The sequence below is a fragment of the Amycolatopsis jejuensis genome (genome assembly GCF_000717335.1).
GTDB classification, from domain to species: Bacteria; Actinomycetota; Actinomycetes; order Mycobacteriales; family Pseudonocardiaceae; genus Amycolatopsis; species Amycolatopsis jejuensis.
This window is the reverse complement of sequence record NZ_JNYZ01000011.1, coordinates 329,646-347,066: the sequence shown is the minus strand read 5'-3', so window position 1 is coordinate 347,066 and position 17,421 is coordinate 329,646. Positions and strand designations below refer to the sequence as shown.

General features: G+C 69.1%; 17 protein-coding genes. 8 read left to right on the top strand and 9 right to left on the bottom strand.

The annotated features are described in order from the left end of the window. Positions 1–26: 26 nt before the first annotated feature. Genes OO71_RS16820 through menC form a run of 5 tightly spaced genes read left to right on the top strand, consistent with a single transcriptional unit; the run spans position 27 to position 5,907 of the window. Positions 27–812 carry a cyclase family protein gene (locus OO71_RS16820; RefSeq protein WP_033290684.1) on the top strand — a complete coding sequence of 262 codons (786 nt, stop codon included), beginning with the start codon at positions 27–29 and terminating at the stop codon, positions 810–812. After that, the gene (locus tag OO71_RS16815; RefSeq protein WP_033290683.1) at positions 809–2,380 is read left to right on the top strand and encodes a phytoene desaturase family protein; all 1,572 of its coding nucleotides are present in this window, start codon (positions 809–811) and stop codon (positions 2,378–2,380) included. The genes OO71_RS16820 and OO71_RS16815 overlap by 4 nt, the downstream gene beginning before the upstream one ends. Positions 2,381–2,431: 51 nt before the next feature. Further along, on the top strand, positions 2,432–3,982 hold the full coding sequence (locus OO71_RS16810; protein ID WP_033290682.1) for a PucR family transcriptional regulator: 1,551 nt from the start codon (positions 2,432–2,434) through the stop codon (positions 3,980–3,982). A gap of 30 nt (positions 3,983–4,012) precedes the next feature. Then, positions 4,013–4,801, top strand: coding sequence for a GNAT family N-acetyltransferase (locus OO71_RS16805; RefSeq protein WP_281178432.1), 789 nt, complete (start codon positions 4,013–4,015; stop codon positions 4,799–4,801). After that, entirely contained in the window at positions 4,801–5,907 is a 1,107-nt protein-coding gene (gene menC / locus OO71_RS16800; RefSeq protein WP_033290681.1) for an o-succinylbenzoate synthase, read from the top strand. The genes OO71_RS16805 and menC overlap by 1 nt, the downstream gene beginning before the upstream one ends. On the opposite strand, the gene OO71_RS47475 is transcribed toward menC, so the two are convergent. Further along, the gene (locus tag OO71_RS47475) at positions 5,904–7,346 is read right to left on the bottom strand and encodes a caspase, EACC1-associated type (RefSeq protein ID WP_051791629.1); all 1,443 of its coding nucleotides are present in this window, start codon (positions 7,344–7,346) and stop codon (positions 5,904–5,906) included. The two genes, menC and OO71_RS47475, sit on opposite strands and share 4 nt — an antisense overlap. Before the next feature lie 3 nt (positions 7,347–7,349). Beyond that, positions 7,350–7,790, bottom strand: a complete 441-nt coding sequence (locus tag OO71_RS16785) for a hypothetical protein (RefSeq protein ID WP_156096329.1) — start codon at positions 7,788–7,790, stop codon at positions 7,350–7,352. Here OO71_RS16785 and OO71_RS16780 point away from each other — a divergent pair. Next, positions 7,789–8,397 (top strand): VOC family protein, encoded by a 609-nt coding sequence (locus OO71_RS16780; RefSeq protein WP_033290678.1) that lies wholly within the window; start codon positions 7,789–7,791, stop codon positions 8,395–8,397. The two genes, OO71_RS16785 and OO71_RS16780, sit on opposite strands and share 2 nt — an antisense overlap. On the opposite strand, the gene OO71_RS16775 is transcribed toward OO71_RS16780, so the two are convergent. The 4 genes from OO71_RS16775 to OO71_RS16760 are packed head-to-tail and all read right to left on the bottom strand — an operon-like array spanning position 8,398 to position 12,635. Beyond that, a complete protein-coding gene (locus tag OO71_RS16775; RefSeq protein WP_033290677.1) occupies positions 8,398–9,327 on the bottom strand; it encodes a fumarylacetoacetate hydrolase family protein in 930 nt (309 codons plus the stop codon). It lies immediately after the preceding gene. A gap of 15 nt (positions 9,328–9,342) precedes the next feature. Beyond that, positions 9,343–10,683, bottom strand: coding sequence for an MFS transporter (locus tag OO71_RS16770; protein ID WP_033290676.1), 1,341 nt, complete (start codon positions 10,681–10,683; stop codon positions 9,343–9,345). A 28-nt stretch (positions 10,684–10,711) separates the two neighbouring features. Further along, the gene (locus OO71_RS16765; protein WP_084145012.1) at positions 10,712–11,233 is read right to left on the bottom strand and encodes a cupin domain-containing protein; all 522 of its coding nucleotides are present in this window, start codon (positions 11,231–11,233) and stop codon (positions 10,712–10,714) included. A 22-nt stretch (positions 11,234–11,255) separates the two neighbouring features. Further along, entirely contained in the window at positions 11,256–12,635 is a 1,380-nt protein-coding gene (locus OO71_RS16760) for an amidohydrolase family protein (RefSeq protein ID WP_033290675.1), read from the bottom strand. Positions 12,636–12,765: 130 nt separating this feature from the next. Between OO71_RS16760 and OO71_RS16755 the strand changes: the two genes are divergently transcribed. Continuing rightward, a complete protein-coding gene (locus OO71_RS16755) occupies positions 12,766–13,704 on the top strand; it encodes a LysR family transcriptional regulator (RefSeq protein ID WP_033290674.1) in 939 nt (312 codons plus the stop codon). 106 nt (positions 13,705–13,810) lie between these two features. Here the strand turns inward: OO71_RS16755 and OO71_RS16750 are convergent, their stop codons facing one another. Then, the gene (locus OO71_RS16750; RefSeq protein ID WP_051791627.1) at positions 13,811–14,995 is read right to left on the bottom strand and encodes an MFS transporter; all 1,185 of its coding nucleotides are present in this window, start codon (positions 14,993–14,995) and stop codon (positions 13,811–13,813) included. 376 nt (positions 14,996–15,371) lie between these two features. Further along, positions 15,372–15,872 carry a GlcG/HbpS family heme-binding protein gene (locus tag OO71_RS16745; protein ID WP_211260536.1) on the bottom strand — a complete coding sequence of 167 codons (501 nt, stop codon included), beginning with the start codon at positions 15,870–15,872 and terminating at the stop codon, positions 15,372–15,374. Between the two features lie 16 nt (positions 15,873–15,888). On the opposite strand from OO71_RS16745, the gene OO71_RS16740 reads away from it, so the two are divergent. Further along, on the top strand, positions 15,889–16,587 hold the full coding sequence (locus tag OO71_RS16740; protein WP_211260535.1) for an IclR family transcriptional regulator: 699 nt from the start codon (positions 15,889–15,891) through the stop codon (positions 16,585–16,587). Here OO71_RS16740 and OO71_RS16735 read toward each other — a convergent pair. Further along, positions 16,540–17,388, bottom strand: coding sequence for a dienelactone hydrolase family protein (locus OO71_RS16735; protein WP_033290672.1), 849 nt, complete (start codon positions 17,386–17,388; stop codon positions 16,540–16,542). The two genes, OO71_RS16740 and OO71_RS16735, sit on opposite strands and share 48 nt — an antisense overlap. Positions 17,389–17,421: the final 33 nt, after the last annotated feature.

The following is a 17,421-nucleotide window of genomic DNA, read 5'->3' as shown; positions in this document are numbered from 1 at the left end:
TGTCCTCCCACCGCGAAGGAGGCCCCATGCCCGCGCTGCCCGACCTGCTCCAGGCGCTGACCACCGGTGCGGTCGAGGTCGTCGACCTCACGACGCCACTGCAGGAGTCGACGCCGATCCTGGAACTGCCGCCGCCGTTCGCGAACACCAGCCGCTTCCGCCTCGAAGAGCTGTCGCGCTACGACGCGGCCGGACCGGCCTGGTACTGGAACGACATCCACACCGGCGAGCACACCGGCACCCACGTCGACGCGCCGGTGCACTGGGTCACCGGCAAGGACGGCGCGGACGTCTCGGAGCTGCCACCGTCCACAATGGTCGGTGCGGCCGCGGTTCTCGACCTGAGCGCTGCGGTCAAAGAAGACCCGGACTTCCTGCTCGAGGTCGAACACGTGCGGGAGTGGGAGGATCGGCATCGCGCGCTACCCGAAGGCGGCTGGCTGCTGTTCCGCACCGGCTGGGCTTCGCGCGGGCATGACGCGGCCGCGTTCGCGAATGCCGACGAACACGGCCCGCACACGCCGGGTGTGTCGCCGGAGTGCGCGCGCTGGCTTGCCGAGGAGACCGCGATTGCCGGGTTCGGGGTCGAAACCGTGGGTACCGACGCTGGGGCCGCGGCCGGGTTCACGCCGCCGTTTCCTTGCCACTCGGCACTTCTCGGCGCGGGCAAATGGGGCGTCACCAGCTTGCGCAACCTCGACCGGCTGCCTCCGGCCGGCGCGACGCTGATCGTGTGCCCGCTGCCGATCGTCGGCGGGTCGGGCAGTCCGGCGCGTGTTCTGGCACTCGTCGAACGCGAGCCGGTCCGATGACCGACGCGGTCGTGGTCGGCGCCGGGATCAACGGCATCGCCGCCGCGGCAACGCTCGCGAAGGCGGGCTGGTCGGTGACCCTCGTCGACGACCACGACCGCATCGGCGGCTTCATCGCCACCGGCGAACGCACCGTGCCCGGGTACCGCCACGACACGTTTTCCAGCTGGCACCCGCTTTTCGTCACCGGGCCGGTGTACGCCGAGTTCGGCGCGGACCTGCATCGGCACGGGCTCGAATACCTCAACACGGACGGGCCGATGACGGCGACGGTGTCCGACGACGGCAGTGTCGTCATGGGATATCGCTCGGTCGAGGAAACCGTGGCGGGGTTTTCGGTGGCGGCGGACCGCCGGGTGTACGCCGACGCCGTCGAGCGGTTCGGGAAGCATGCGCAATGGATCGGTGGGTTGCTGGGTGCTGAGTTGCGGATGCCGTCGATGCTCAAGCCGTTGGCCGCGTTCGCCCGCGGGGTCGGCCGTCGCGGCGTCGAGGAATACGCCCGTGACGCGCTGACGTCGGGCCGTGGCTGGCTGCGGAGCCGGTTCACCGGACCCGAGGTCGACCGGCTGTGGACCCCGTGGCTGCTGCACGCGGGCCTTGCACCGGACAGCGCGTCCGGCGGGCTGATGCTGCCCGTGCTCGCCGGTACCTTGCATGCCGCGGGGATGCCGGTCGTGCGCGGCGGGGCGGCGAATTTCGTTGCCGCGTGGGAGAAACTGCTGGCCGAGCTGGGGGTCGAGATCCGCACCGGGCACCGGGTCGAGCGCATTCTCACGACCGGCGGTCGCGCGTCCGGAGTGGCGGGGGAGGGGTTCACGATCGAGGCGAAGCGGGCGGTGCTCGCGTCGACCACGCCCGGTGCGCTGTATCGGGAACTGCTCGCCGACGCCCCCGTTCCGCCGCGAATCCGGGACCAGGCCACGAAATTCCGTCCCGGCCGGGCGGCGACGCAGATCCACGTCGCGCTGTCCGGTCCGGTGCCGTGGCGGGACCCGCGGCTGGCGCAGGTGCCGCTCGTACATCTGTCCGACGGGGCTTCGTCTACCGGAATTGCTTGTGCAGAGGCGGAAGCCGGGCTACTGCCGGGTCGTCCGACCGTCGTGGTGGGGCAGCAGCACGTGCTCGACCCGTCGCGGGTACCGGCCGGTGCCGCCGCGTTGTGGTTGCAGCTGCAGGAGGTTCCGTACGCGCCGGTCGGCGACGCGGCCGGTGAACTGTCCACAGCGGACGGTTGGGACGCGCAGCTCACCGCGGGTTACGCCGACCGGGTGCTGGCGCGTATCGAGCGGCAGGCGCCAGGTCTGCGTGACCTGGTTCTGGGACTGGACGCGATCAGTCCCGCCGACCTCGCCGCCGCCAATCTCAACGCGGTGGGCGGCGATCCGTACGGCGGATCGGCGGAACTGGACCAGAACTTCCGGTGGCGCCCGCTCGCTGCGTCGCCGGGGCACGCGACGGTGCTCCCGCGGCTGTGGCACCTCGGCGCGTCGACGCATCCCGGCCCCGGGCTGGGCGGCGGGTCCGGGCATCTGGTCGCCAGCAGGGTGTTGCGACGCCTTCGTTGACAACGTCAAGAACGATCGGTCAACATTGACGCCGACCACAATGGGAGGCTGATGACCGAGTCCGCTGTACGACAGCTGGTGTCCCAGGTCGGACCGCTGTTGCGGCTGGTCCGCGAAGGGGACAGCGCCGACGAGCCGTTGACCGAGATCGCGCTGTACGCGCCTGGCGCGCCGGCGCAGTTCGGGCCGGGCTGCGTCGTGCTGGCGATCGGCGTGACCACCGAAGTGGAACTGCGCGGCCTTGCTGCGGAGATGCTGTCGGCCGGGGCACGGGTCCTTGCGGTGAAGGCGCCGGTGCCGGTGTCGGATGAGCGGCTCACGGTGCTGGAGGTCAACGAGGACGCATCGTGGATGCATGTCGCGACGACCATCCGGGAGCAGTTGCTGGAGTACGCCCGAGCGCGCGTCCGGTCCGGTGACGGCGGTTCCGAGCTGTTCACGCTGGCGAACGCGATCCACGAGGCGCTGGGCGCGCCGGTGACGATCGAGGACCGGTTTTCCGCGCTGGTCGCCTGGTCGGCGGGGCAGGAACAGACCGACGCCGAGCGGATCGAGACCATCCTGGGCCGGGCGGTCGGCCGGCAGACACTGGCCGAGCAGCGGGAGCGCGGCGAGTTCGCCCGCCTGCACGCGACCCCCGATCCGGTGTACTTCGAAGCGACCGAGCCGGACCAGCTGCCGCGGGTGGCGATCGCGGTGCGGGCCGGTGCGGACGTGCTCGGCTACGTCTGGGCGGTGGTTCCCGAACCGCTCGACGAGGTGCGAACGGCGCGGCTGCGGGAATTCGCGTCGCTGGTCGCGTTGCGGCTCGCCGGGTCGCGGATCGAAACCAGCTACGCCCGGCGGCAGCGCGGGGAACTGGCCGCCGCGGTTCTCGGCGGGTCCGCGGACCGCGTCGAGGCGAGCCGGTTGCAGCTCGGCAGCGGTCCGGTGTGCGTGCTGGCTGCGGCACCTCGGGGGACCGCCGGTGAACTGCATCGCTTTGCCGACACCTTGGAGTATTTCCTGGCCGCCGTGCACCCGCGTTCGGCGGCGGTGGCTGGTACCGGCGCGGTGTACGCCTTGGTGGCCTGGCCGCGAGAGCATGCGACGCCGTTGTCCGCGACGGTGTCTTTGGCGCGCGATTTCCTCGGCCGCACGCCGTTGGCCGGGGATTTCGTGGTGACCGTCGGCGGTCCGGCGGGTTCGCTGCGGCAGATCGCCGAAGTCCGCGCCCAGACGGATGCTGCCCTCCGCGCGCTGCGCCACCCGGCTTCCTCGGGGCCGTCCGTGCAGACCGTTTCGGATCTCGCGTTGTCGGTGCTGTTGCTGCAGTTGGCCGACGTGACGGAATCGCTGGGCCTCCCGGATCGCACCGGCGCCCTGGACCGCCTGCGCGCCCACGACGGCCCGGATGGTCTGCTGACCGAAACCCTCACGGCCTACCTGGACGCCGCGTCGTCGACGGAGGCCGCGGCCGCCGCGTTGCACATCCACCCCAACACGATGCGGTACCGGCTCCGCAGAATCCGTGAAGTGTCTGGGCTGGACTTCGGTGACGCGGACGCGTTGCTGCTGGCTCAGCTGCAGTTGCGGGTGCTTTTGTGGAATTCGTCAAAATGAGCCTGCCATGATTGTTGTCAGCGCCAATCGCTGACGGCGGACGCCAGGCATGCTGAGCACATGACCGACCCCCGGCTCGAGGTCCGTGACCTCACCGAGTTCGCCCGGCTCGAGCAGCTGACCGGCCTCTTCCGGCTGACCTGGGGTGCCCGCGAGGCCCTCGTGCCGCTGGACCTGCTGCGCGCGCTGAGCGACGGCGGCGGGATGGTGCTCGGGGCATACGCCGGACCCGAGCTGGTCGCCGGCGCGGTCGGGTTCCGGTCCGCCGACGACCCGGCCGTCCTGCATTCGCACCTGGTCGGCGTGCATCCGGCCTGGCACGGCCGAGGGGTCGGGCGGACGGTGAAACACCATCAGCGGGACTGGTGCCTCCGCCGCGGGATCACGCGGATGAGCTGGACGTTCGACCCGCTGCAGCGGCGCAATGCGGTGTTCAACATCGACCGGCTCGGCGCGTACGGGCACGCTTATCTGGTCGACCACTACGGCCCGATCGACGATGCCCTCAACGCGGGCGTACCGACCGATCGCGTGCTGCTGCGCTGGGACCTCGACCGCGCCCGCCCGTCCGTGCCCGGCACCGCCGAGCCGATCCTGGACGTCGACGAAAACGGTGCGCCACAACGGATCGGCGACGGCGACGGCGACGGCGCGGTCCGGCTGCGGATCCCCGCGGAGTTCCCGGCCCGGCACGCGCTGGCCTGGCGCGTCGCCCTGCGCGAGACGATGGCCCCCCGGCTGGCCGCCGGGTATCGCTGGACCGGCATGACGCGCACCGGCTGGTGCGTACTTACCCCGCCGAACGGAACGGAGGCGTGATGAAGATCGACGCGGTGGAGCTGATCCGGGTGACGATGCCGCTGGTGGCCCCGTTCCGGACGTCGTTCGCCACCGAGACGGAGCGTGACGTGCTGCTCGTCCGGGTCGAAACGGCCGATGCGACCGGCTGGGCGGAATGCGTGGCAATGGACGGCCCGCTGTATTCCGCCGAATATCTCGACGGCGCTCAGCAGGTGATCGAAGACCATTTGCTGCCCCGGCTCTTCGCTGCCGGATCGGTGACCGGTGCCACTGTCGGACCCTTGCTCGACCCAGTACGCGGACACCGGATGGCCAAGGCCGCAGTGGAAACCGCGATTCTGGACGCCGAACTGCGGGCCGCCGGAATGCCGCTGAGCCAGTACCTGGGTGCGACGGCGGCGGACGTCGTTTCCGGTGTTTCGGTGGGTATTCAGGACTCCATTCCGGAATTGCTCGACGCGGTCGCGGGCTATCTCGACGAGGGGTACGCCCGGATCAAACTGAAAATCGAACCCGGCTGGGACGTCGCCCCGGTCGCCGCCGTGCGGGAACGTTTCGGCGACGACATCCTCCTGCAGGTGGACGCCAACTCGGCCTACCACCGCGCCGACGCCCGCCACCTCGCCCGCCTCGACGCCTTCGACCTGCTGCTGCTCGAACAGCCACTCCCCGAGGAGGACGTCGCCGGGCACGCGGTGCTGGCACAGGTGGTCCGCACGCCGATCTGCCTGGACGAGTCGATCGTGTCGGCGCAAGCCGCGTACGAGGCCATCCGCACCGGCGCCTGTTCGATCGTGAACATCAAACCCGGCCGGGTGGGCGGGTATCTCGAAGCCCGCCGAATCCACGACGTGTGCACGGCGGCGGGAATCCCGGTGTGGGCAGGTGGAATGCTGGAAACGGGCATCGGCCGCGCCGCGAACCTCGCCCTGGCCGGGTTGCCGGGGTTCACCCTGCCGTCGGACATTTCGGCGTCGTCGCGGTACTACCACCAGGACCTCACCGAACCCATCACGACCGCAGCCGGCCGCACCACGATCCCGGTGGGGCCGGGGATCGGGATCGACCCGCTACCTGAGGTGCTTGCCGAGCTGGCCACGTCGAGGCGGGTGATTCGGCCCTAGCGTTTGCCGATCTCCACGGTGACGATGAGATCGCCCCGTCCATCGGTCTTGCCCGACGCATGCAGGCGTGGGCACCCGAACCCGGGGAGCCGTACCTTCGCCCCCGCCTTGACCCCGGCCGGGATCCGGACCTTCTTCACCCCGTCCAGCGTCTCCAGGTCGATGATCCCGCCCGCCTTGGCGATCGCGGCCGGGACCGTGGTCGTGCAGTGGAGGTCGTGCCGCCGGCGCTCGAAGCGTTCGTCGGGCAGCTCGTTGACCTCCAGGTACAGGTCGCCCGCCGGGCCGCCGCCGGGGCCTACCTCGCCCTGTTCGGACAGCCGGATCCGCATGCCGCCCTTGACCCCGGGGGGAATCCGGGCGGTGAGGTCGCGCCGCCGCGTGACGCGTCCGGCACCTGCGCACTGCGGGCACGGATTACCGATTTTCGTCCCGAATCCCGCGCAGTTCTCGCAATCATCGTCGCCCCGGAGGCCGCTGCCGGAGCAATCCGGGCACCGTTCCACCTCGGATTCCGCCGACGTGCCCAGTCCGTCGCATTCCTCGCAGGCGACCGGGATTTCCACCGCGAGCGTCTGCGTCTTTCCCGAAATGGTTTCCGCGAGCGTGACATCCGTCAGCAGCAGCACATCCTCACCGCGGCGGGCGCGGCGTTGCGGACGGCGCGGTGCCCCGGTTTTGGGTGCCTGATCGGCCTGCAGGGAAATCGCGCGGTTGGCCAGGAAAACGCGGTGCACCAATTCCGACGACCATTGCGGCGTCTGCCGGACCCCGAGGTCGCGCAGGCGTTCGTAAACGTGCTCGTACAGCTCGTCGACGGCCACCTTGCCGTCCCCGTCGCGATCCGCTTCACCGGTGCGCAGGCCGTGAATGATCGCCTCGGTGAACCGCGAAGGGGTCGCCTCGATTTCCCGGAACCGGCTCCCTTCCCACGCGTATTCCGTGCGGCCGGTGGCCATCAGCACGGCCCGGCCGTACCCGGCCAGCTGCTCTTTCGCATCCACCCGCGCGGCGGCTTTCATCCCGGGCAGGAATGCGCCGCTGAAACAGCAATCCAGCATCAGGACAATCGATTTCGCCCGGCACCGGCCCATTTGCGCATGCAGGAAACCGGCCGGAATGGACGTGGACGCCAGCAGGTCCGGATCGGTGTCCGCGGAGGCGAAATACAGCTGGCCGTCGTCGTCTTTCACGCCGTGGCAGGAAATGTGCAGCACCAGCAGGTCGTCGGTACCACGGCGGCGGAAGAACTCCTCGATCGCGCGCGTCGCCTGGTGCGCAGGCGCGTCGACGACCTTCTTCGTGCGGAACCAGCCGATGGCCGGATCCTCGAGCACGTCGGCGAGTTCGAGGACGTCGGCCGCCGGTGACCGCAGCTCGGCGAGCCGTTCACTGCGATAAGCCCCGGTGGCGATCAGCAGTGCGTCGCGGACCCCCACCGCTCAGTCCTCCACCGACTTCCGGAAGGCCTCGATCGCTCGCGCCTGCTCCTCGGCGTTCCCGCCGGTCAGCTCCAGTTCGCGGTCCCCGACCTTGATCACCACCCGGCGGTCCTTGTCCCGCGTGACCCACGCCCGCAGTACCTGGCAGACCCCGGTGACCAGCGACGTCAGCACCGCCGAACCGCCGAGGCTGACGACCATCGCCCCGATGTCGGTCCCGGTGCCCTTCGCCCCGTCCGGCGCGGTGGCCGCGGGCAGGACCACGTCCTCGACGTCCAGCTCCAGCAGGGCCCGCCGCAGCCGGCGCGTTTCCCCGTCGAGGTCCTCGTCGCCCGCCACCTGCACCAGCACCGTCGTCACCGCGTCCCCCTCGCTCGTCACCCCGACATCGTAGTCGAGCACGGGGCGCATCCCGGCGAAGCCCATTACGATGACCGCCATGCCGGCCATCGAATTCGTCACCATCGAGGCTGCCGACGCCGCGGCAGCCGAGGCGTTCTACGCGGCTGCCTTCGGGACGGGCAACCAGGTGCGCGTACGTGCCTCGGACGAGCCGTCGACCGGCTTCCGCGGGTTCACCATGTCCCTCGTCGTATCCCAGCCCGCGACCGCCGACAGCCTGATCGACAGCGCCCGCGACGCCGGTGCGACAGTGCTCAAACCGGCGGCAAAGTCGCTGTGGGGCTACGGCGGCGCGGTCCAGGCCCCGGACGGCACGATCTGGACGGTCGCGTCGTCGGCGAAGAAGAACACCGGCCCCGCGACCCGGCAGATCGACTCGATCGTGCTCCAGCTGGGCGTTGCGGAGGTGGCCGCGAGCAAGAAGTTCTACGCCGACCGCGGCCTGACCGTGGCGAAGAGCTACGGCAGCCGGTACGTCGAGTTCGCCACCGGCCCCATCGCGCTGACCCTCAACAAACGCAGCGCACTGGCCAAGACCGCCGGTGTTCCCCCGGAAGGCACCGGCTCGCACCGGCTCGTGATCGGCAGCGATGCCGGTGCCTTCACCGATCCGGACGGATTCGCCTGGGAAGCACCGACGGCCTGATCACCGGGCCGGATACTCGACAATCCGCGAGGTGACACTCCCCAGCTGCTCCACCGAGATCGTCACAGTGTCACCAGGCCGCAGCGGCGGATGTGCATCCAATCCCTTGCGGCCCCACAGTTCCGCCAGGCAGCCGCCGCCGCTGGTGCCGGAGCCCAGGATGTCACCCGGGCGGATTTCGGTGCCCCGGCTGGCATATTCGATCATGTCCGCGTACGAGAAATGCATCGAGTTCCAGCGGTCGGTGCCGATCACCTCGTCGTTGATCGCGGCGGTCATTTCCAGGTCGAAGGCGGTGCCGCTGCGATACGGCGCCAGCTCGTCCGGTGTGACGAGCATCGGGCCGAGGGTGAGGGACGTGTCCTTTCCCTTGGCCGGGCCGAGCCGTACCTCCATCTCGGCGAACTGCAGGTCGCGCGCCGACCAGTCGTTGAGCAGGCAGTACCCGGCGATGTGCCGTTCCGCGTCCGCTCCGGACACGTCGCGGCCGCCGAGCCCGATCACCGCGGCGACCTCGAGTTCCAGGTCGAACAGCGTGCTCCCGGGCGGCACCGGCACGTCGTCGTGCGGGCCGAGCACGGCGTACGGGTTGGTGAAGTAGAACGCGGGCGCGGCGTACCAGCGTTCCGGAACCCCGACGTCCGGCCCGGCGAGCTTGATCGCCCCCTCGACGTGCTGTTCGAACGTCATGAAATCGCGCACCGTGGGCGGGTCGGGGATCGGGGCCCGCAGCCGGGTTCCGGCCAGCGCGACGACCTCGTGCGGATCGCGCAGCGCCTGCTCGCCCGCGGCATGCAGGCGTTCGCCGTCGTCGCCGAGCAGGCCGCGCAGGGTGGTGCCCGGCGGGAGGGCGTGGATCCGGTCGCCGTCGAGCACGCCGACCCGGTCGGTCGCGTCCGCCGGCTCGGCTGCGTAGGTCACGAAACGCATGAGCTCGGTTTCTCCTCAGGGGATCTGCAGGTGATCGGCCATGGCGTCGTTCTTCGCCGCACCCGAACCACGGCCGAGGTACACCGGAATCCGCACCACGGCAAGGGCGGCGGCCAGGGTGAGCGCACACGCGACGAGGACGACGTACATCGGGGACGAAAGGCCGAAACTCGCCACGAGCCACACCAGGATCAGGTTCAGGAAACCGCCGAGCAACGCCACCACCAGATTGTACGAAACCGCATATCCGGTCTGCCGCACTTCGGTCGGGAAGATCGCCGAGACGAGGCCGGGGACTGCCGAAACGATTCCGCCGGCCGCGAGTGCGGCGGGCAGCTGGATCCAGATCGCGAGCGCGGATCCTGCCGGCAGCGTGGGCAGTACGGCGAGGAGCAGCAGGCTTGCCGCCGCGGTGGATGCCGCTGCCCACAGCAGTTCCCGGCGCCAGCCGTACTTGTCGGCGACCCGGCCCCAGAACGGCATCGAGATCATGGCACCCGCAATGGCGATCAGGCTTGCCCCCAATGCGGTTTTCGCCGGTAAATGCACGGACGCTTGCAGATACGTGGGCCAGTACGTGAAATAGGTGCCATTGGTAAGCGTCAGAGCGACGACCATCAATGCGGCGAACAATGCAGGTTTGCGGTGATTCCGGAGCACCTCGCGAACGGGTGCGGAAGGACGGCGCCGGGTTTCCTGAGTGAAGGTCGGGGTCTCGTCGAGTTTGCGGCGAAGGTACGCCGAGACGAGGCCGAGCAAACCACCCGCGAGGAATGGCAGCCGCCAGGCGAGTGAAGGCATATCCGGCGTCAGATGTGTCACCACGAGGCCGGACAGGAATGCCGCTGCGGCGCCGAGGAGAAAGCCGCCGTACGCCATCATTTGCTGGAGCGCACCCGCCCGGGCCACGCCGTCGCGGCGCGCGTGTTCCGTGACGAAGACGGCGGCCGCAGGCAGTTCGCCGCCGACCGCGCAGCCCTGGGCGATCCGCATTACGATGAGCAGCACCGGGGCCAGCCAGCCGACCTGGTCGTACGTGGGCAGCACGCCGATCGCCAGCGTCGCCACCGACATCACCACCACGGTGAGGACGAACAGCCGCTTACGGCCGACGCGGTCGGCAATGCGGGCGATGAGGATTCCGGCGATCGGCCGGATCGCGAACCCGATCGAATAGATCGCGAGCGTTTCGACCAGCCGCACGGTTTCCGACGTGCCGGAAGGGAAGAATGCCGTACTGATCAGGGTCGAAACGTAAAGATAGGCGACGAAGTCGTAGTATTCCAGCGCCGCACCCAGTGAGCCCAGGCGGATGTTCCGCTTCGCCTGGCGATCGGGTGGAAAAGATTGCGTCATGGCACCAGCTTCCTTCGGAGGGGACAGCTCAGGAAGTGCGGGGCATCGGCGAAAGCCGCCCGCCGAAAACCGACAGATCCTCGGGGAGGGCCTCGCCGCCGATCCGCACCGGCGCGGCATCCATCAAAACGAACAGCACCCGCAACGGTTCTTCCCCCCGCGCGACCCAGGAATGCATTGTCCCCCGCTGGACCACGATGTCTCCCGCGGCAAGGCGTTCCACCACCTCGCCGCTGTCGAGCACCATGTCCAGTTCCCCGGAAATCACGACGGCGACGTCCTGCGTTTCGGTGCGGTGCATGTTCGGGACCGCGGATTCGCCGGGCTGCATTTCGGCGACCCGGAAAAGCACGCGGCTGCCTTTCGGGCCCGGAGTGCCGTCGTCGAACGTTTCCTCGTCATTGCTCGGCGGGAACCGGCTGGTGCACCACACCACTTTGGCCTCGTACCCGGGTAACCGCGGCTCCGAATCGACGAGGTCGTCGGATCGGACGACAGCCTTTCCGGAAGAATCGTGACCCGTGACGACCCGGCGGAACGTGAATGCCATCAACATGCCTTTCGAGGGTTGGTCAATCGTCGAAGTCGACGGCGTCGTGCGGCCAGCCGACGGTGCGGACGAGATGGTCGTGCGATTCCTGCACGAGTGTGCGGACCTGCTCGAAATCGACGCCGACCAGCCGGCCGCCCCATTTCACCGGCTTGCCGTCGACGAAAACGCTGTCCACGCAACCGATGTCGGCCGCTTGGACGACCGTGCACAGCACGTTGTTGCGCGGGAAAAGCTGCGTGCGGCCGGTGTCGAGAAGAACGATGTCGGCCTTCTTGCCCGGGGTGAGCGACCCGGTGATGGCGCCGACCCCGCAGTTGTCCGCGCCCTTCTGTGTGGCGGACTGGAGAATCCGCCGCAGCGTGGCCGATTCCGCGCCGTACCGGTGCGCGTCCACGCGCTGCAGCAGGTACAGCGCCCGCATTTCGCTGAACATGTCGATGCCGTACGTCATCGGGTTGTCATTGCTGATTCCCGGCCGCAGGCCTTGTTCGACCCATTCGGTGTACGGAATTCGCCCGTACCGGAATTGCGATTCGATCCGCGGGCACACGTTGACCTGTGCCCCGTGGTCGACCACCAGCTGCCGTTGTCCGGGGGAGAGGAAATTGCCGTGGTTGATGGCTTCGCGGCCGTCGAAATGGCCCTCTTCGTACCATTGCTGCAGCGGCTGCTGGTCGATGTGGCTGTCGAAGGAAAACCAGAGATCGAGGTCTTTCCGGATGGGGAAAAGGCCGGTGAGATCGTCGCTGCCGACGGCGTACAACCGCATCGAGCACAGCTGGTCTTCGCTGGAGAAATAGCGGTCCCGCAACCGATAAACGTCGGCCGGGAACGTTTCGGCCCACCCGCCGGAACGGGGCTGCCCCACCGCGTGCACTCCCCGCAGACCCGCGTCGAACATCGCCGTGACGGCCGCGTCGGAATGCTCGGGCGAGCGGGCGTTGTGCATGTTGTCGACCACGGTCGTGATGCCGCCGTCGAGGGCATTGAGCAAGGTCAGGAGGGTGCCGGCGTAGATGTCGGCCGGGCGGAACGCGGGCGCGAACAGCCGGTGTGCGGAGTGCATGTAACTGCGGCTGGAAACTGGGGCGCCCGCGATCGGGTCGCCGGTGCTCTGCGGGACGTTCTCCGGGATGATCCGGCCGAGTGCGCCTTCCCAGCAATGGATGTGCGGATCGCAGAAACCGGGAAGCACGATCCGGTCCCGTGCGTCGACCACGGTGGCCGCAGGCGCCGAAATCGAGGGCGCGATTTCGGCGATCCGGTCGCCGTCGATGAGCACGTCACCGGTCGCGAGATCGCCCACCGCGTCGTCCATCGACAGCACGGTGCCGCCTTTCAGCAGGACCAGCCGGTCTTCGGCGGGACGCAGCAGCGCATCGAGGACGGCCTCGCTCATGGACGGATTCCTCTCGTAATCGGCACCGGGACTTCCGCGAAAGATCTCGGGCGGAGCCTAGCAACCGAAAACGCGCTGCTCCCAATACCGATTTTCGATACCACATATTCCTTGCCGGAATGGGTAGCGGATGCGTACCATTTCCCGGTCGGCGAGCGGAGTGGCGGTGGGCATGGAGATCAGGCAGCTCCGGTATTTCGTGGCGATCGTGCGCGAGGGCAGCTTCAGCCGCGCGGCCCGCAAGCTCCACCTCGGCCAGCCGGCGCTGAGCAAGCAGATCCAGGCACTCGAACACGAATTGGGCGTGGAACTCCTGCTGCGGGTCCCGGACGGTATCCGGCCCACCGAGGCGGGCCGGCGCTTGGAGGAGATGTCGCGGTTCCTGCTGGGTTACGTCGAGGACATCGGGCCCGCGGTGCGGAAAGCCGCCGCCGAGCTGGCCGGCACAGTCACCATCGGCCTCTCCCCGTCGCTCGTGCCCGCGCTGGCCGGGCACGTGAAAGCGAGGTTCGCGGCCGAGCATCCCCAGCTGCGCATCGACATCGTCGAAGCCCTGCCGATGTTCCTGTGCGAATGGCTCGACCTCGGCCGCCTGGACGCGGGAATCTTCACGCGTTCGCCGCCGCTCGACGAAATGCGGCGCCTCAGCGTCACCGACCTGGCCACGGACGGGATGCTGCTGGCCGCCGCCCCCGGCACCCTCCCGGACCGCCTGCGCACGTCAGTCCCGGACGACGGCCTCCGCTCCCTGCCGCTCGCGCTGACCCCGGGTTTCCACCACCTGGTCCGCGACCGCCTGCCCCCGGACAGCGGCCCGGTACTGGAAATCGACTCGATCCACGCCATCAAGGATCTGGTGCTCCGCGGCGAATACTGCTCGGCCCTGCCGTACACGTTCATCCGCGACGACCTGGCCGCCGGAAAACTCGACGCCGTCCCGTTCGCGCCACCGCTGCGCCGCCAGCTGGTCGCCGTGACCAGAGCGGGCCGCCGCACCTCGGCGACGGTGACCGCGGTGATCACGACGGCGCGAGCGCGACTTGGCGAGCTGGTGGCGGGTTGTCCCTAGCGGAGGTGGTCCGCGGCCGCGGCGAATTCTGCGATACCCTGCGTCGTCCGGCTGCGGCTGGTGTGCGCTTGCTTCGCCTTGCCGGGGAACGGACTTTCCGGTCCGATCACGCGCTTTTGCTTGCCACGCCTTGAGCTGCGGGGCTGGATTCCCGGCGGGTGATCTGAGTACTGGCGGCCAAGGCGAGCAGGACGAGCGTGATGGCGGCCCACGGGGTGCTGAGGACGCCGGGACCTTCGACGAGTAGCCCGCCGATCCACGACGCGAGGGCGATCCCGGCGTTGAAGGCAGCCGCGTTCAGGCCGCTTGCCGCTTTCGTCGCGCCGGGGCCTCTGCTGCTGACCAATCGTACCGTGTGCGTTTGCGCGGAAGGGGAAATCAGGAAGGTGAAAACGCCCCAGACGAAGACGGTGACGGTGATCCCGACGGCGGTGCTCGCGGTGAAGAGAATTGCCGCGAAACACACGATGAGCCCGGTGAGTGCGATGCGGACCACGCGTGCGGTGCCGATCCGGTCGGACAGAACGCCGCCGGCGAGGTTCCCGATCACGGTGGCGGCGCCGAAGAGGAACAGAATGCCGGTGACGCCGTCGGTCCCGAAGCCGGCGTGCTCGGTGAGGAGCGGTTCGAGGAAGGTGAGTACGGCGAAGGTCGAGCCGAACCCGAGCGCGGTCACGAGGTAGGTGAACGCGACCGGACGGTCGGCGAGCAGGGCGAGCTGGTCGCGCAGCCGGACCGATTCGCCCTGCCGGGTGGACGGAATCAGCACGGTGATCGCGACGGCCGCGAGCACCCCGAGCGCGGCGACGATGCCGAACGTCATCCGCCACCCGAGCGCGGTACCGACGACCGTGCCGATCGGAACCCCGAGCACCATCGCAACGGTGAGCCCGAGAAACATGAGCGAAATCGCCCGGGCAGCCCGCTCCGGCGGCACGACGGCAGCAGCGACCGGCGTCCCGAGCGCGAACACCGACCCGTGCGCCGCCCCGGACAGCACCCGCCCCACGACCAGCCCGGCAAACCCCCCGGCAACGGCGACGAGCGTATTGCCGAGCGCGAACACGACCATCAGCCCGGCCAGCATCCAGCGCGAGTCGAAGCGGCTGAGGAGCGTGGTGAGCAGGGGAGAGAGGAAGGTGACGGAGAGCGCGTAGACGGTGATGAGGAGCCCGGCGGTCCCGAGCGCAACCCCGGTATCGGCGGCAATGGTGGGCACCAGCCCGACGAGGACGAACTCACTGATCCCGATCGCGAAGGCGGCGAGAGTGAGAGAACTGAGGCGGAACAAGGGAATCGGTCTCCTGGAACACATTCCGGCGGTACCGGGCGCTGGGCGGTCGGCGAGGCTGTGTGGCGAGGCTGGGCGGTGCGGTTGGGCGGCGAGACTGGGCGGTGCGGTTGTGCGGTGCGGTTGTGCGGTGCGGTTGGGCGGTGCGGCTGGGCAGCGAGGCTGGGCGGTGCGGTTGTGCGGTGAGGCTGGGCGGTGCGGTTGTGCGGTGAGGCTGGGCGGTGCGGTTGTGCGGTGAGGCTGGGCAGCGAGGCTGTGAAGGGAACCTTCACGGAAGGCGGGTTGGGGGCGTGAGGTCGCCCTGGGGCGGGCTCGGGTCGCCCTGGGGCGGGCTCGGGTGGCCGAGCCGTGCTCACCAACCGGCGCTCGAGGCCGGTCAAAAAGCTGCCGCGCCGACGCGGGCCAGTTGTTCGTCCGCCGCTACGCTCGCTCCGGCGACGCCCAAGCCGCCTGCAAGGCGTGCTCCTGTGCGGAGGACTACGCCGCCGCCGAAGGTGATCAGGCCGCCGTTTGTGTGTTCTATCGAGTAGATTTCGCCGCCTGGGCTGGCGCCGGTGCCGAAGTCTGCGGTGTCGGAGCCGAAAAGGGCGGCCGTGCGGGCTTTTTTCTGCGAAACTTCCACCGGGCCGGATAGTGCGCCGTCCATTCGGTGGAATGCCTGGAGTATTCCGGCGGGATCGACCACCGTGATCGCCACCGCCAGGCCCTTCGCGGCGGCGGCGTCAGCGACTGCGGCCAGTGCTCGGGCAGCTCGGGCTTCGAGGGTGGTAAGTTCAACCATGCTGAATTCTCCAGTCCAAGGTGAGTAACGATTCGTCATACTGGAACAGTTTCGCCACAATTCGCGCTCGATGTCAAACTCGATGAGAATATCCATGCTATGGTTCAGCATTATGGAATCACGAGTGATCCAGTCCGTACAGCGGGCGTTCGGGCTGCTGGAGCACGTCGCCGCGAGCGGGGACGGGGTGCGGTTGAGTGAGCTCGCCGACCGGGCTGGGCTGAATCGCAGTACGACGCACAATCTGCTGGCCTCGCTGGAAGAGCTCGGTTACGTCATGCAGCAGTCGCGGGGAGCGCCGTACCGGTTGACCGCGAAGCTGGGCCGCCTCGTCAGGTCTGACGCGGAAGCCGAGTACACCCTCCGCGCCCGGGTCCGGCCGGTGCTGGCGGAGATCAGCCGCGAAACGGGGGAGACGGCGTACCTCGCCTTCGCCGCGGGTATGGACTACCTCTGCGCCGAGGCGGTGCAATCGGACAAACCGCTGCACCACGCCGTCACCCCGGGCGACCGTGATCCGCTGCTCGGCACTGCCATCGGGCACGTCCTGCTCGCGAACGACCCGGACCTCGCCCGCGCCACGCAAGCCCAAGCGCCGAAGGACTGGTCGCAGTACGCCGGCTGGATCGCCGAAACCGGAACCTCCGGCTACGCACTGGACCTCGACGAGTTCCTCCCGGGAGTGTCGTGCGTCGCGGTGGCGATCGGGTCGCGCGCGGCGGTCGGGATCACCGGGCCGAGCAGCCGGCTGTCCGAAGCCCGGCTACGGGCGATCGCGCAGCGGATCCGGCAGGTGCTGCCCGCGGTCTGAGGGAAGGAGCCGTTCGGCAAGATACGCGAGGATTTCGTCCCGCGCGCGCACGGTGGGATGGCCTTCCTCGTCCACCAAATGCGCCGTGACCACGCTGTGCGGGCTGCCGACCACGTCGCGGAAAAACGGCGGCGGCGACGGATTCGCCGCCGAGCCGGGGAGGACGCGGCCGTCGAACGCATCGCCCAGAAGTGCTTGGTAGGCGGCGAATCGCTGCCCGGTACACCACCGGTCGTCGTCGAAGCGGTAGCCGAGTACCTTGAGTCCGTCGCGCTTGATCCGGTCCCGTACGTCTGCGGCGTCCTCGGCGCTGATCTCCAGGCCGCCGGGGTCGTCCAGCGGCAGCGACGGATGGTTGACCACCGAGGCGATCACCGCGGGTTCAAGTGCCATGGTGAGTGCGAAATTACCGGTGAAACAGAGCCCGATCGCGCCGACGCCCGGTCCGTCGCATTCCGCCAGCGCCGTCCTCGCGAGGCCGCGCAGCCACGCCACGACCGGGCTCGTCCCGCCCCCGGCGAACGCCCGGAACTCCGCGCTCACACACGCCCGGCGGACCACTTTCTCGCCCTCGGCCGTAGTGGGAAATGCGCCGTCGACCCCGAAGAGCGACGGCAGGTACACGGTGAATCCCGCCTCCCGGATCCAGCGCGCGAAGCGGACGACGTCGGGGCTGATGCCGGGCATCTCCGGCATCAGCACGACCGCCGGTCCGGACCCGCTCGTGTACACGGTCTTGCCGACACCCCCAGTGTCGACAAGGCGCTTCGAAAACCCCGTGAGAACGTCGTCCGGTGTCATGCCTGCATCGTGCGGCGGGAGACGGCGAAATGA

Bases quoted from the DNA above. Each gene is read 5' to 3' on its own strand.
- OO71_RS16820 (WP_033290684.1), top strand. From the start codon at position 27: ATGCCCGCGCTGCCCGACCTGCTCCAGGCGCTGACCACCGGTGCGGTC.
- OO71_RS16815 (WP_033290683.1), top strand. From the start codon at position 809: ATGACCGACGCGGTCGTGGTCGGCGCCGGGATCAACGGCATCGCCGCC.
- OO71_RS16810 (WP_033290682.1), top strand. From the start codon at position 2,432: ATGACCGAGTCCGCTGTACGACAGCTGGTGTCCCAGGTCGGACCGCTG.
- menC (WP_033290681.1), top strand. From the start codon at position 4,801: ATGAAGATCGACGCGGTGGAGCTGATCCGGGTGACGATGCCGCTGGTG.
- OO71_RS16780 (WP_033290678.1), top strand. From the start codon at position 7,789: ATGCCGGCCATCGAATTCGTCACCATCGAGGCTGCCGACGCCGCGGCA.
- OO71_RS16785 (WP_156096329.1), bottom strand. From the start codon at position 7,790: ATGGCGGTCATCGTAATGGGCTTCGCCGGGATGCGCCCCGTGCTCGAC.
- OO71_RS16775 (WP_033290677.1), bottom strand. From the start codon at position 9,327: ATGCGTTTCGTGACCTACGCAGCCGAGCCGGCGGACGCGACCGACCGG.
- OO71_RS16770 (WP_033290676.1), bottom strand. From the start codon at position 10,683: ATGACGCAATCTTTTCCACCCGATCGCCAGGCGAAGCGGAACATCCGC.
- OO71_RS16765 (WP_084145012.1), bottom strand. From the start codon at position 11,233: ATGGCATTCACGTTCCGCCGGGTCGTCACGGGTCACGATTCTTCCGGA.
- OO71_RS16760 (WP_033290675.1), bottom strand. From the start codon at position 12,635: ATGAGCGAGGCCGTCCTCGATGCGCTGCTGCGTCCCGCCGAAGACCGG.
- OO71_RS16755 (WP_033290674.1), top strand. From the start codon at position 12,766: ATGCGTACCATTTCCCGGTCGGCGAGCGGAGTGGCGGTGGGCATGGAG.
- OO71_RS16745 (WP_211260536.1), bottom strand. From the start codon at position 15,872: ATGGATATTCTCATCGAGTTTGACATCGAGCGCGAATTGTGGCGAAAC.
- OO71_RS16740 (WP_211260535.1), top strand. From the start codon at position 15,889: ATGGAATCACGAGTGATCCAGTCCGTACAGCGGGCGTTCGGGCTGCTG.
- OO71_RS16735 (WP_033290672.1), bottom strand. From the start codon at position 17,388: ATGACACCGGACGACGTTCTCACGGGGTTTTCGAAGCGCCTTGTCGAC.